This is a genomic window from Streptomyces solitudinis, from assembly GCF_036323765.1.
In the GTDB taxonomy this organism is placed as follows: Bacteria; Actinomycetota; Actinomycetes; order Streptomycetales; family Streptomycetaceae; genus Streptomyces.
Window position 1 is genome coordinate 127,633 of sequence record NZ_JAZDCW010000011.1, and the last position, 13,709, is coordinate 141,341.

Below are 13,709 nucleotides of genomic sequence, written 5' to 3' on the forward strand. Positions count from 1 at the left end.
CCCAAGGGTATCCGCACCGGCGGGGAACGGTCAGCCGCCCGTCAGCCCCCGAGCGAGCGCTGGAGGGCGCGGACCAGTCCGGCCGCCTCCGGCTCGCCCAGCGGGCCGCCGTCCGGCCCGGTGACGTAGAAGGCGTCCACCGCGTTGGCGCCGAGCGTGGAGACGTGCGCGCTGCGCACGGTGACGCCCGCCTCCTCCAGGCCGCGCCCGATGCGGTGGAGCAGCCCGGACGCGTCCTGGGCGCGGACCTCGACGACGGTGGCCCGCTGCGAGCCGCCGGGCGCGACAGCCACCCGGGGCGGCGGGGCCGCCGCACCGCGCCGCCTGCCCCGGTAGGCCCGCTCCCGTTCCGCGAGCCGCGCGGCGACGTCCAGGGACCCGTCCAGGGCGCGGCGCAGGTCGGCGCGGAGCCGGTCGGCCCGCGGCAGGGCACCGTACTCGGCGGCGACCCGCCAGGTCAGCACCAGGACGGGCCCCAGCCCCGCCGGGTCGGTGGCGCGCAGGTCGGCGGCGCGGACGGTCAGCCGGTGCAGGGCCAGCACCCCGGCCACGGCGGACAGCGCCCCGGGCTGCCCGGGCAGGGCGACGAGCAGTTCGACGCCGACGGGTCCGGCCGCCTCCGCGGCCGGTGCGGCCCCGGGCCCGCCGGGCCCGTCCACCGGGCCCTCGGCGCGGGCGCTCAGGGTGAGGACGGGGCCGCCGGTGCGCCGGGCCTCGACGGCGAGCCGCTCGGCCTCCGCGCTGAGGACCCGGCCGTCCCCGGCCGCCCCGGGCCCGCCCGGCGGTTCCCCGGCGAGCAGGGCGCCGGTGCGGGCGGCCAGGTCGGAGACGAGCGTGCCGCGCCACACGGACCAGGCGGCGGGTCCGGTGGCCAGCGCGTCCGCCTCGGTCAGGGCGTGCAGCAGTTCCAGCGTGCCGCCGGTGCCCACGGCGTCGGCGACGGCGCGGACGGTGGCCGGGTCGTCAAGGTCGCGCCGGGTCGCGGTCTCCACGAGCAGCAGGTGGTGGCGGACGAGGGTGGCCAGGACGTCCGCGTCCGCCGCGTCGAAGCCGATGCGGGCGGCCATGTCCCGGGCGATGGTCGCGCCGGCCACCGAGTGGTCGCCCGGCCAGCCCTTCCCGATGTCGTGCAGGAGGGCCCCGACGAGCAGCAGGTCCGGACGGTGGACGCGGCGGGTGAGGGCGGACGCCTGGACGGCCGCCTCCACCAGGTGCCGGTCCACCGTCCAGGTGTGCACGGCGTTGCGCTGCGGGCGGCAGCGCACCCGCTCCCAGTCCGGCAGCAGCGCGGCGATCAGCCCCTCGGCCTCCAGCGCCTCCCAGACGGGGACGGTGGCCCGTCCCGCGCCCAGCAGCGTGACCAGCAGTTCACGGGCCTCGGGGGGCCAGGGCACCGGCAGCGGGGCGGCCTGCCCGGCCAGGGTGCGCGCGGTGGCCAGGGCCAGCGGCAGTCCCGCCTGGGCCGCCGCCGCGGCGGCGCGCAGTACCAGGCAGGGGTCGCGGTCGGGCCGGGCGGTTCGGGCGAGCACCACCTCGCCGTCCTGTTCCACCACGCCCTCGGCGAGCGGGGTGCGCTCGGGGGCGCCGCGCCGCGCGCCGCGGGCGCCGGCCAGGGCGCGCAGTCCGCGCCGCGCGCTGCGGGCCCGCAGTACGCGGCCGACCTCGCGCCAGGTGACGTCCTGGGCGTAGGTGAGGGTGCGGGCGGCCTCGTAGACGGTGCGCAGCAGCGCGTCGGCGTCCAGCAGGCCCAGGGCCGCGGCGACCTGGTCCTGGTCCTCCAGGGCGAGCCGGTCGGTGGCCCGTCCGGTGGTCAGGTGCAGCGCGTCGCGCACGTCGAGCAGGGTGCTGCGGGCCCGCGCCAGGCCCTCGCGGGGGGCGTCGGCCAGCCAGGAGGCGGCGACGGCGCGCAGCGCGGTGGCGTCCCGCAGGCCGCCGCGGGCCTCTTTCAGGTCGGGTTCCAGCAGGTACTGCAACTCGCCCTGACGGCGGGCCCGTTCCTGCCCGAGTTCGCGCAGCTCGGGCAGGCGGCGCGGGGCGTCGGCGCGCCACTGCCCGAGGAGCTCGGTGCGCAGGACGGCGGTGAGCCCGGCGTCCCCGGCCAGGTGCCGGGCGTCGAGCAGGCCGAGCTGCACCTTGAGGTCGTCGGCGGCCGTCCTGCGGGCCTGGTCCGGGGTGCGCACGGAGTGGTCGAGGTCCAGGCCCTGGTCCCACACGGGGTACCAGACGCGGTCGGCGAGCGCGGCCAGTTCGCCGCCGTCCAGGCTGCCGTCGTGGAGCAGGAGGAGGTCGAGGTCGCTGCGCGGGGAGAGTTCGCCGCGTCCGTAGCCCCCGACGGCCACGAGGGCGACGCCGCCGGGTGTCCGGCCGAGCAGCCCGGCGAGCCACCGGTCGGTGAGCGCGGCGAGCGCGGCGCGGCGCGGCGGCCCGGACCGCTCCCCCTTCAGGAGGCGCAGCCGGGCCGCCGCGTAACTGTCGCGGGGTTCCGTTCCGGTCGTGTTCGTGGCCTCGGCCGTCATCCGGTTCCCCTGTTCCCTGCGTCCGATGGTCGGTCAGCCGGTCGCCGTGGTGCCTAGAGCGCGTCCGGACCGCGCTCGCCGGTGCGCACGCGCACCGCCGTCTCGACGGGGACGCTCCACACCTTCCCGTCGCCGATCTTGCCGGTGCGCGAGGCTTTGACGACGACCTCGATGAGCTGCTCGGCGTCGTCGTCCTCCACCAGGACCTCGATGCGGATCTTCGGCACGAGGTCGACGGTGTACTCCGCGCCCCGGTAGACCTCGGTGTGGCCGCGCTGGCGGCCGTACCCACTGGCCTCGGTGACGGTCAGCCCGTTGACTCCGAACGCCTGGAGGGCGTCCTTCACCTCGTCGAGGCGGTGCGGCTTGATGACTGCGGTGATGAGCTTCATGCGTCGACCTTCTTGGACGGGCGGGTGCCCTGGGGGGCGGTGGCGTCGCCGGCCGGTCCGGCGGGGGCGACGGAGCGGGCGGAGGAGGTGCCGACCTGGCTGAAGTCGTACGCCGTCTCGGCGTGGTACGCCTGGTCGACGCCGGCGATCTCGTCGTCCTCGCTGGCCCGCAGGCCCATCGTGGCATCGACGATCTTGGCCAGCACCCAGGTGACGACGAAGGTGAACGCCATCACCGCGACGGCGCCGAGCGCCTGCTTGCCGAGCTGGGTCAGGCCGCCGCCCTCGGTGGCCAGGAGGCCCACCAGCAGCGTGCCGATGAGGCCGCCGACCAGGTGCACGCCCACCACGTCGAGGGAGTCGTCGTAGCCCAGCCTGAACTTCCAGCTCACGGCCCAGGAGCAGGCCAGGCCGGCGGCCAGGCCGATGGCGATGGCCCCCATCACGTTGACGTCGGCGCCGGCCGGGGTGATGGCGACCAGGCCCGCGATGGCGCCGGAGGCGGCGCCCAGCGTGGTGAACGCACCGTGCCGCAGGCGCTCGTACAGCAGCCAGCCGAGGATGGCCGTCGCCGTGGCGACCTGGGTGTTGAGCGCCATGCTGGCCGCCGTGCCGTCGGCGGCGAGCGCCGATCCGGCGTTGAAGCCGAACCAGCCGAACCACAGCAGGGCGGCGCCCAGCAGCACCAGCGGGAGGCTGTGCGGGCGCATGGGTTCCTTCTTGAAGCCGATGCGCTTGCCGACGACCAGGACGGCCGCCAGCGCACCGACCCCCGCGTTGATGTGGACGGCCGTGCCGCCGGCGAAGTCGATGACGCCCATGTCGAACAGCCAGCCGCCCTCGGCCCACACCCAGTGCGCGACGGGGAAGTAGACGATGCTCACCCACAGGGTGATGAACACCGCCCAGGCGCTGAACTTGACGCGGTCGGCGAGCGCGCCGCTCATCAGGGCCGGGGTGATGACGGCGAACATGAGCTGGAACAGGACGAAGGCGAGGACCGGGATGCCCTCGTCACCGCCGGTCAGCGTCTCGGGGGTGATGCCGCTCAGGCCGAGGTGCCCCAGGCTGCCGATGATTCCGGCGGTGTCGGTGCCGAAGGCCAGCGAGTAGCCGTACAGGACGTAGAGCACACTGACGATGCCGAGGGCGATGAAGCTCATCATCAGCATGTTGAGCGCGCTCTTGACCCGGACCATGCCACCGTAGAAGAAGGCCAGTCCGGGCGTCATCAGCATGACCAGGGCTGCGCTGATGAGGACGAATGCGGTATCCGCGCCGTTCAATGTGGACGTCTCCTCGGTGTCACGACCCGTGCGGGCGGGATCTGGGGCTCAGGATGCGATCAGGCTCCTCAAGCTCCGTTTCCTGTGATGCGTCCCGCTGTTTCGGTGCCGTGACGAAGACGGCGGCCGTGTTACGCCGGGATGAACGGTGGTGCCGGGCCGGGCCGGGGCGGTGCGGCCGCCCGTCCGGCCGCCCGCCCGCGCGGCAGGCGGGCGGGCCGCGCGGGCGACGGCCGCGTCACACGGCGGTGGCGGCCTCGGCGGTGGGCAGTTCGCCGGCCAGCCGGTCGGCGAGGGCGACGACCTCGGCCACGTCGCCGTACTCCCGGTACGCGCCTGCCGCCGTCTTGCGGATGCGGGTGTTGACCCGCTCCGAGCGCAGCCGCTTGGCGACCTGCATGGCCTGCTCGGTGCGGTGCGCGCACTGCTCGGGCTCGTGGCGCATGAGGTGCACCGTGGCCAGCCCGACCAGGTTCAGCGCGTAGCTGCGGTGCGGGCCCGCGGCGTTGCCCCGGCACTCCCGGCCGAACAGCTCGACGGCCCGTTCCATGGGCTCCTGCGCCAGCCGGGCGTAGGTGTGGCTGCGCCCGGCGACGTAGGCGAGGTCGCGGTAGGAGTGGGCGTTCTCGGCGTTCAGCTCGGCCTCGGAGAAGAAGCCGATCCAGTTCGGGTCGTGGTCCTGGGCGTCGATGTCCGCGTAGGACTCCTGGGCGAGCCGGACCGCGCGGTGGCACTGCTTGGGCTGGCCCATGTTGGCGTGTGCCCGGGCCTCCATCGCATACAGCATGGCCTGGGTGCGGGCGGTGGCGCCGTCGCGGCCGCCGTACTGGGCCAGGTGGATCAGTTCCAGCGCGTCGTCGGGCCGGTTCAGGTGGATCATCTGGCGCGCCATGTTGGAGAGCACGAACGAGCCGAAGGGCCGGTCCCCGGCCTCCTTGGCGGCGTGCAGGGCGAGGACGAAGTACTTCTGCGCGGTCGGCTGGATGCCGATGTCGTAGCTCATCCACCCGGCCAGCTCGGCGAGCTGGGCGGTCACCGAGAACAGGCGGCGGCGCACGGGCTCGGTGTGGGTCTCGTCCTGGAGGAGGTCGGTCACCTCGTGCAGCTGGCCCACGACGGCCTTGCGGCGCAGCCCGCCGCCGCACTGGGCGTCCCAGGTGCGGAACATCTCCGTCGTCTCCTCCAGCAGCCCGATCTCCGGTGCGGAGAGCCGGGCGGCGCGCCGGGCGGTGCCCTGGGACGGCAGCGGGGCGAGCGTGCCGGAGGCGCCCGGCGCGCCGCCGGAGACGGGCACGAGCCAGCGCTGCATGGGTTCGATCAGGGCGGGCCCCGCCGACATGGAGAGGGAGGTGCCGAGGTAGCCGCGCCGCCCCAGCATCAGGTCGCTGCGGGAGAACTCGCTGAGCAGGGCGACCGTCTGCGGCCCGGCCCACGGGAGGTCGACGCCGGAGGCCGCCGCCGCCTGCCGGGGCTGGCGCAGGCCCAGCTCCTCCACGGCCACGACGCAGCCGAAGCGTTCGGAGAACAGCTCGGACAGGATGCGCGGGATGGGCTCGCGCGGCTGTTCGCCGTCCAGCCAGCGCCGCACCCGTGAGGTGTCGGTGCTGACGTGGTGGGCGCCCAGCTCCCGCGCCCTGCGGTTGACCTGCCGGGCCAGTTCCCCCTTCGACCAGCCGCTTCGCGCGAACCACGAGCCCAGTTGCTCGTTCGGCCGCTTCTCAGCGGTGCCGCCGCTGCTGCCGTTGCCGCCCACGTGATGAGGCCCCCACTTCTCCAGGGCCCGGCCCGTCCCCCCGGCATGGACCGAAGCCGTGTCTGCACGGCGTTCGCGTGCACCGAACGTAATCCTACGGTCACGGGGGCGCCGAGAGGCGACCGTGAAGCGCCACCATTCGCCACCCCTTCGCATGAACCTAACGAGTGGTCCACACGGTTCACTGGGCCTACGGCGATCACCACTCGATGGAGCGAAGCGCGCGGGGGCGCACGTCCCCTGGCGCGCCACCCCGGCGGCCTTCTGACCAACCGGCACGCGCCCCTGGTCATCGCTCTCCGTGCAGGCGTCGTGCGTGCGGCGTAACCATCGGCCCGGCGAACCCGTTGGAGAAGACATGGGCTTCACGATCGGCGGCATGCGGAGATGCGTGAGATGCGGCTGACGACGCGCCGCCGGTGGCGGCCGGGGCACGGTACCGCCGGGCGGCACCACCGCGCCCCGGCGAGCACGGCCGTCGCGGAGTACACGGCGCTGTGGGGATGGCCGGTGGTCCCCGGGGCCCGCGCGGTACGCGGCGCCACCGGTCCGTCCTGCTCCTGCGGATCGCCCGTCTGCCCGGCACCCGGCGCCCATCCGCTCGACGCCTCGCTGGAGGTTCCGGCCGGGGCCACCCTGGCCGAGGCCGGCACGGCGTGGAGCCAGGTGCCGGACGCGACGCTGCTGCTGCCGACCGGGCGCGCCTTCGACGTGCTCGACGTGCCGCAGGACGCGGGGCGCCGGGCGCTCGTCCGGCTGGAACGCATGGGCCTGCCCGTCGGCCCCGTGGCCGTCACCCCGCACGGCCGCGCCTGGTACCTCGTCGCCCCCGGGGCCGCCTCCGAGCTGCCGCGGCTGCTCTACCGGCTGGGCTGGGACGACGCCGGGCTCGACCTGCGCTGCCTGGGCCGGGGCGAGTACATCACCGCCCCGCCCTCGGATCTGGCCGGGCTCGGGCCCGTCCGGTGGCTGCGGCCCCCGACGCTGGACGCGGCCGGGCGCCTGCCGCAGGCCCGGCTGCTGCTCGGCACGCTCGCCGCCATGACGCGCTCGCTTGGCCGCACCCCGCTCTGACCCGCCGCTCCGGCCCGCCGCACGCGGCCCGGGTGCCCGCCTCGGGGTACCCGGGCCGCGTGCCGGGGCTCATTCGCCGAGGAGCGCGTCCACGAACGCCTCCGCCTCGAAGGGCGCCAGGTCGTCCGCGCCCTCGCCGAGGCCGACGAGCTTGACCGGCACGCCCAGCTCCCGCTGGACGGCCACGACGATGCCGCCCTTCGCGGTGCCGTCGAGCTTCGTCAGCACGATTCCGGTGATGTCCACGACCTCCGCGAAGACCCGCGCCTGCACCAGACCGTTCTGCCCGGTGGTGGCGTCGAGCACGAGCAGGACCTCGTCCACCGGGCCCTGCTTCTCCACGACGCGCTTGACCTTGCCCAGCTCGTCCATGAGGCCGGTCTTGGTGTGCAGCCGCCCCGCCGTGTCGATCAGCACGACGTCGGCACCCTCGGCCGTGCCCTCCTTGACGGCGTCGAAGGCGACGGAGGCCGGGTCGCCCCCCTCCGGACCGCGCACCGTGCGCGCGCCGACCCGCTCGCCCCAGGTCTGGAGCTGGTCGGCGGCGGCGGCGCGGAAGGTGTCGGCGGCCCCCAGCACGACGGACTGGCCGTCGGCCACCAGCACCCGGGCGAGCTTGCCGGTCGTCGTGGTCTTGCCGGTGCCGTTGACGCCGACGACGAGGACGACCCCGGGCCGGTCCTGCGCGCCGGAGGTCTCGGTACGGACCGTGCGGTCGAACTCGGGGCCGAGCAGCGTCAGCAGTTCCTCGCGCAGCAGCCCGCGCAGCTCGTCGGGCGTGCGGGTGCCCAGGACCTTGACGCGTTCGCGCAGCCGGTCCACCAGCTCCTGGGTGGGCGCCACGCCGACGTCCGCGCCGAGGAGGGTGTCCTCGACCTCCTCCCAGGTCTCCTCGTCCAGGCGGTCGCGGGACAGGAGCGTCAGCAGGCCCTTGCCGAGGGTGTTCTGCGAGCGGGAGAGCCGGGAGCGCAGCCGTACCAGGCGGCCGGCCGCGGGTTCCGGGGTCTCCAGCAGCGGGGCGGCGGGTTCCGGCTCCACGACGACGGAGGTGGTGTCGGCCGCGGGCAGCCCGACGTCGTCGATCGTGCGGTGGGGCGCCTCGGCGGTGTCCTCGGCGTCGTCGCCGACCCGCGGTTCGGCGGGCGGCGCGGTGATCGTCGGCGCTCCCTGCTCCGGGGGCGGCACCTCCTTCTTCCGGCGCCCGCTGATCACGAGGCCGCTGATGGCGCCGAGGGCGACCACGGCGATGACGACGAGGAGGATGACGATGTCCATGGGTTCCCTAGTTCGTTGCCTGTCTGCGGGCGGGGTCCGACGCTGGCGTCGCGGCCCGTCCAGTATCGGCCATCGTTCCCGCACGGCGCTGCCCCGGCTCGGGCGAGCCGGGGCAGCGGGGCGCGGAGTGGGCGGCGGGGCCGGTCAGCCCATCTCCTCCAACGCCTTGCCCTTCGTCTCGGGCACCCACTTGAGGATGAACGGGATGGAGAGCAGGGCGAAGGCCGTGTAGATCATGTAGGAGCCCGACAGGTTCCACTCGGACATCGCGGGGAAGCTCGCGGTGATCGCCCAGTTGGTGACCCACTGGGCGCCCGCGGCCACGCCGAGCGCGGCGGCGCGGATGCGGTTGGGGAACATCTCGCCGAGCAGCACCCAGACGACCACGCCCCAGGAGAGGGCGAAGAAGAGGACGAAGGAGTGCGCGGCGACCAGGGCGACGGCGCCCTGGGTGTCGGGCAGGGACACGTCGTCGCCCGTGCCGGTCTTGAAGGAGAACGCCCAGGCGGCCGTGCCCAGCGAGAGGGCCATGCCGGCCGAGCCGACGAGGGCGAGCGGCTTGCGGCCGACGCGGTCGACGAACAGGATCGCGATCACGGTGCCGACGATGTTGATGATCGACGTCGTGAACGAGTAGAAGAAGGAGCCCGTCGGGTCGATGCCGACCGACTGCCACAGCGAGGAGCTGTAGTAGAAGATCACGTTGATGCCGACGAGCTGCTGGAAGGCCGAGAGGCCGATGCCGATCCAGACGATCGGCAGGAGGCCGAACCGGCCGCCGGTGAGGTCGCGCAGGCTGGGCTTGTGCTCGCGGCGCATGCGGGCGGCGATCTTCGCGGCCTCGGCGTCCAGGTCGGTGCCTTCGGGCTCGACCTGGGCGAGCACCCGCTTGGCGTCCTCCGCCCGGTCCTGGGAGATCAGGTAGCGCGGGGACTCGGGGATGCGCAGGGCGAGCAGGCCGTAGACGAGCGCGGGCACGACCTCGATGCCGAGCATGATCTGCCAGGCTTCCAGGCCGAGCAGTTCGCCGCGCTGGTCGCCGTCGGCGAGGGTGAGCAGGCCGAAGTTGACGAGCTGGGAGCAGGCGATGCCGAGGACGATCGCCGCCTGCTGGAAGGAGGCCAGCCGGCCGCGGTACTGGGCGGGGGCGACCTCGGCGATGTAGGCCGGGGCGATGACGGAGGCCATGCCGATGGCGACGCCGCCCAGGGTGCGCCAGATGGCCAGGTCCCACAGGGCGAAGGGCAGCATGGACCCGATCGCGCTGGCCGCGAAGAGGACGGCGGCGAGCTGCATGACGCGCAGCCGTCCGATGCGGTCGGCGAGCCGTCCGGCGATCATCGCCCCGAGCGCCGCCCCGAGCAGCGCGATGGCGATGACGGCTCCGAGGGTGGTGTCTCCGACGGAGAACCTCCCCCTGATGCCTTCGACGGCGCCGTTGATGACCGCGCTGTCGTAGCCGAAGAGGAAGCCGCCCATGGCGGCCGACGCGGCGATGAAGATGACGAAGGTGAGGTGCGGTGGCCGTCCGGGGGCGGAGGGCTCGGCCTTCTCGGTGCTGGTCACGGTGATCTCCTGCGGGGCCCGGCGGCGGTGCCGGGCGTGGGGGCTCGTCGCTTTCTCCCAGTGGCCCACGCCTGACCGCGCACCACCAGCTGAACGTTAAAGCGACCTCGCAGAGACTATGCCTTCAAGTTTCGAAGTCAATACCCGGTGGTGAACTATTTGCACCCCTGCAACCTGGGCGATGCATTCAAGAGGTGAAGCTAGGACGGGACCGGGACTCAGCTCAGCCGCTGACTGATCACCTTCGATACCCCGTCCCCCTGCATGGAAACGCCGTACAGCGCGTCGGCGACCTCCATCGTGCGCTTCTGGTGCGTGATCACGATCAGCTGGGACGCCTCGCGCAGCTCCCGCATGATGCCGATGAGCCGTTGCAGGTTGGTGTCGTCCAGCGCGGCCTCCACCTCGTCCATCACGTAGAACGGGCTCGGGCGGGCCTTGAAGATCGACACCAGCAGTGCCACGGCGGTCAGCGAACGCTCGCCGCCCGACAGCAGGGACAGCCGCTTGACCTTCTTGCCCGGCGGCCGTGCCTCCACGTCCACCCCGGTGGCCAGCATGTCGTCGGGGTCGGTGAGGACCAGACGCCCGTCACCGCCGGGGAACAGCCGCGAGAACACGCCCTCGAACTCGCGCGCGGTGTCGTGGAACGCCTCGGTGAACACCTGCCGCACCCGCTCGTCCACGTCCCGCACCACCTGGAGCAGGTCGGTCCGCGTCTTCTTCAGGTCGTCGAGCTGCTCGCTGAGGAACTGGTGGCGCTCCTCCAGCGCCGCGAACTCCTCCAGCGCCAGCGGGTTGATCCTGCCCAGCTTCTGGTAGGCCCGCTCGGCCGCCCGCAGCCGCTTCTCCTGCCCGGCCCGGTCGAAGGGCACCGGCTGGTTGCGCGGGTGCTCCGGGTCCTCGGGAAGCTCCTCGCCGTCCGCCGGCGGGGACGGCGGCACCGGCTGGTCCGGCCCGTACTCGGCGACGAGCACGCCGGGCTCGACGCCCAGCTCCTCCAGCGCCCTGGTCTCCAGCTGCTCGACGCGCATCCGCTTCTCCGCGCCCAGCACCTCGCCCCGGTGGACGGAGTCGGTCAGCTTGTCCAGCTCCGCCTTCAGCTCCCGGCCCCTGGCCCGCTCGGCGGTCAGCTCCCGGTCCCACTCGTCCCTGGCCCGCTCGGCGTCCGCGCGCTCCTGCCCGGCGCGGGCGAGCGACACCTCGACGTGGGCCAGCAGCTGCCGGGCGCCCGCGCCCACCGCCTCGGCCACCTCCGCCTCGTGCCGCAGCCGGGCCCGCCGGCGCTCCGCCCGTGCGCGGGCCTCCCGTTCGGCGGCGGCCGCCCGGTCCAGCGCGTCCGCCCGCCCGGCCAGCGCCCGGACCCGCTCCTCGTGGGTGCGCGCCTGGAGCCGGGCTTCCATCTCGGTCTGCCGTGCGTTGGCCCCGTCCGCCGCGAGCCGGTCACGGACGGCGGTGTCCGGCTCCTCCAGCTCCTCCGCGGCCTCCTCGGCGACGGCGAGCCGTTCGGCCAGCTCGGCGGCGTGCCCGTCGGCCTGCTCCAGGGCCTCCTCGGCCTTCACCACGGCCACCTCGCAGCGCTCGGCCTCCCCCGCCGCCCCCTTGGCCTGGCCGGCGAGCTGCCCGAGCCGCGCGGCCACCGCCGACTTCTCCCGCTCGGCGGTCCCGCGCCGGCGGTCCAGCTCCTCGGCGGCGGCGGCGCACTCCCGGCGCCGCTCCTGCGCCCGCTGCCTGGCCCCGGTCAGCTCCGAGCAGCGCGCCTCCAGCCGCTCCAGCGCCACGGCGGCCTCGTCCACGGCGGCCTGCACCTCCAGCAGGCTGGGGGCCCCGGCGGAACCGCCGTGCGCGAAGTGGGCGCCCAGCACGTCACCCTCGGCGGTGACGGCGGTGAGCCGGGGGCTGCGGCGCAGCAGCTCCTCGGCGTCCTCCAGGGTGTCCACGACGACGGTGCCGTGCAGCAGCCGCCGCACCGCGGGCATCAGCTCCTCGGGCCCGCGCACCAGCCGCGCGGCCCACGCCGGACCGCCCGCCGCGTCCTCCGCCGCGTCCCTCCGGCCGTCCGTCGCGCCGTCCGCCGCCGCCTCCGCTCCGGGTGCGGCGCCCCCGACCAGCAGGGCCGCGCGTCCGCCGTCCTGCTTGCGCAGCAGCCGCAGCGCCTCCGCGGCGGCGGTGGGCGACGCGACGGCCACGGCGTCCGCTGCGGCGCCCAGCGCCGCGGCGACGGGCACCTCGTAGCCGGGGGCGACGCTGAGCAGCGCGGCGGCGGGGCCCAGCAGCCCGGCCAACCGCTCCCGCGCCGCCAGCAGGGCACCGGTGCCGTCCTTGCGGCGCAGGCCGAGTGCGAGCGCGTCGCGGCGGGCCGCGGTGGCGGCGCGTTCCCGGTCGGCGGCGGCCAGGGCGTCGCGGACGCCGCTCAGCTCCGCCTCCGCGTCGGCCAGCTCCCGCCGGGCGGCCTCGTGGCGGGCGGCGAGTTCCGCGTCACCCTCGTCGAGCCCGGCCACCTCCGCCCGCAGCGCCTCGTACTCCCCGCGCGCGGCGGCGGAACGCCGCGCGGCGTCGTCCCGGGCGGCGCTCAGCCGGTCGATCTCGGCGCGCGCGGAGGCGGCCTTGCTGCGGGCGGCTCCGGCCTGCCCGCCGAGCCGGGCCAGTTCCTCCCGGCGCCGGGCGATCTCCCGGGCCGCGTCCTTGAGCCGCCGCTCCTCCTGGGCCAGCCGGCGTTCCAGCTCGCCGCGGTGCTCCGCGGTGTCCTCCAGGGCACGCTCGGCGGCCTCCAGCGCGGCCTCCAGTTCCGCCTCCTGCTCCCGGACGCGCGCCGCCTCGCGCTCCAGGTCCTCCGGTTCGCGGCCGCGGCGCTCCTCGGCGGGGGCGGCCCGGGCGCTGGTGACGCGGGCGTCGGCCAGGCTGATCGTGCCGCGCACCCGCTCGGCGAGCTGGGACAGCTCGTACCAGGTCTGCTGCGCCTCCTGGAGCCGGGGCGTGAGCCGCCGTACGCGCTCCTCCAGATTGGCCTCGCGCCGGGCGGCGTCCCTCAGGGCCGACTCGGCGGCGTCCCGGCGCTCCTTGAGCGCGGCCTCGTCGGCGACCTCGGCCCGCAGCGCCTCCCGGAGGGTGACGAGGTCGTCGGCGAGGAGCCGCAGCCGGGCGTCGCGCAGGTCGGCCTGGATGACGGCGGCCCGGCGGGCGGCGGCGGCCTGCCGGCCCAGTGGCTTGAGCTGGCGGCGCAGCTCGTCGGTGAGGTCCTGGACGCGGGAGAGGTTGACCTGCATGGCGTCCAGCTTCCGCAGCGCCTTCTCCTTGCGCTTGCGGTGCTTCAGGACGCCGGCGGCCTCCTCGATGAAGGCGCGGCGCCCCGTCGGGTCGGCGTGCAGGACGCCGTCGAGCTGGCCCTGTCCGACGATGACGTGCATCTCGCGGCCGATGCCGGAGTCCGACAGCAGTTCCTGGATGTCCAGCAGGCGGCAGGTGTCGCCGTTGATCTGGTACTCGCTGCCGCCGTTGCGGAACATGATCCGCGTGATGGTGACCTCGGAGTAGGCGATCGGCAGGGCGCCGTCGGCGTTGTCGATGGTGAGCGACACCTCGGCGCGGCCGAGCGCCGCCCGCCCGGCGGGCCCGGCGGTCCCGGCGAAGATGACGTCCTCCATCTTGCCGCCGCGCAGCGACTTGGCGCCCTGTTCGCCCATGACCCACGACAGGGCGTCCACGACGTTGGACTTGCCGGAGCCGTTCGGCCCCACCACGCACGTGATGCCGGGTTCGAACCGCAGCGTCGTGGCGGAGGCGAAGCTTTTGAACCCGCGCAGGGTCAGGCTCTTGAGGTGCACGGCGTGTGACTTTACCGGTGTGG

7 protein-coding genes and 1 pseudogene are annotated in these 13,709 nt (G+C 74.9%); 1 reads left to right on the plus strand and 7 read right to left on the minus strand.

Features of this window, described 5'->3' with window-relative positions; all coding sequences use genetic code 11:
- Nucleotides 1-41 precede the first annotated feature (41 nt).
- From V1J52_RS23695 to nsdA, 4 genes are all read right to left on the minus strand, one after another.
- Nucleotides 42-2,516, minus strand: a complete 2,475-nt coding sequence (locus tag V1J52_RS23695) for a [protein-PII] uridylyltransferase (RefSeq protein WP_330142000.1) — start codon at nt 2,514-2,516, stop codon at nt 42-44.
- A 53-nt stretch (nt 2,517-2,569) separates the two neighbouring features.
- The gene (locus V1J52_RS23700; protein ID WP_330142001.1) at nt 2,570-2,908 is read right to left on the minus strand and encodes a P-II family nitrogen regulator; all 339 of its coding nucleotides are present in this window, start codon (nt 2,906-2,908) and stop codon (nt 2,570-2,572) included.
- The gene (locus tag V1J52_RS23705) at nt 2,905-4,194 is read right to left on the minus strand and encodes an ammonium transporter (protein ID WP_330142002.1); all 1,290 of its coding nucleotides are present in this window, start codon (nt 4,192-4,194) and stop codon (nt 2,905-2,907) included. Before V1J52_RS23705 ends, V1J52_RS23700 begins: the two co-directional genes overlap by 4 nt.
- 238 nt (nt 4,195-4,432) lie before the next feature.
- A complete protein-coding gene (nsdA, locus tag V1J52_RS23710) occupies nt 4,433-5,947 on the minus strand; it encodes a transcriptional repressor NsdA (protein WP_330142003.1) in 1,515 nt (504 codons plus the stop codon).
- A gap of 358 nt (nt 5,948-6,305) precedes the next feature.
- Between nsdA and V1J52_RS23715 the strand changes: the two are divergent.
- Nucleotides 6,306-7,021: pseudogene (locus V1J52_RS23715) on the plus strand (bifunctional DNA primase/polymerase).
- Between the two features lie 69 nt (nt 7,022-7,090).
- Here the strand turns inward: V1J52_RS23715 and ftsY are convergent.
- The 3 genes from ftsY to smc form a co-directional block, all read right to left on the minus strand.
- Nucleotides 7,091-8,296, minus strand: coding sequence for a signal recognition particle-docking protein FtsY (gene ftsY, locus V1J52_RS23720; RefSeq protein WP_330142004.1), 1,206 nt, complete (start codon nt 8,294-8,296; stop codon nt 7,091-7,093).
- Nucleotides 8,297-8,440: 144 nt separating this feature from the next.
- A complete protein-coding gene (locus tag V1J52_RS23725) occupies nt 8,441-9,868 on the minus strand; it encodes a sugar porter family MFS transporter (protein ID WP_330142042.1) in 1,428 nt (475 codons plus the stop codon).
- Nucleotides 9,869-10,080: 212 nt separating this feature from the next.
- Nucleotides 10,081-13,686: a chromosome segregation protein SMC gene (gene smc / locus V1J52_RS23730; protein WP_330142005.1), complete on the minus strand. Its 3,606-nt coding sequence runs from the start codon at nt 13,684-13,686 to the stop codon at nt 10,081-10,083.
- Nucleotides 13,687-13,709: the final 23 nt, after the last annotated feature.

Excerpts from the sequence above, each read along its gene's own strand:
- ftsY (WP_330142004.1), bottom strand. The coding sequence starts at position 8,296 with ATGGACATCGTCATCCTCCTCGTCGTCATCGCCGTGGTCGCCCTCGGC.
- V1J52_RS23695 (WP_330142000.1), bottom strand. The coding sequence starts at position 2,516 with ATGACGGCCGAGGCCACGAACACGACCGGAACGGAACCCCGCGACAGT.
- V1J52_RS23700 (WP_330142001.1), bottom strand. The coding sequence starts at position 2,908 with ATGAAGCTCATCACCGCAGTCATCAAGCCGCACCGCCTCGACGAGGTG.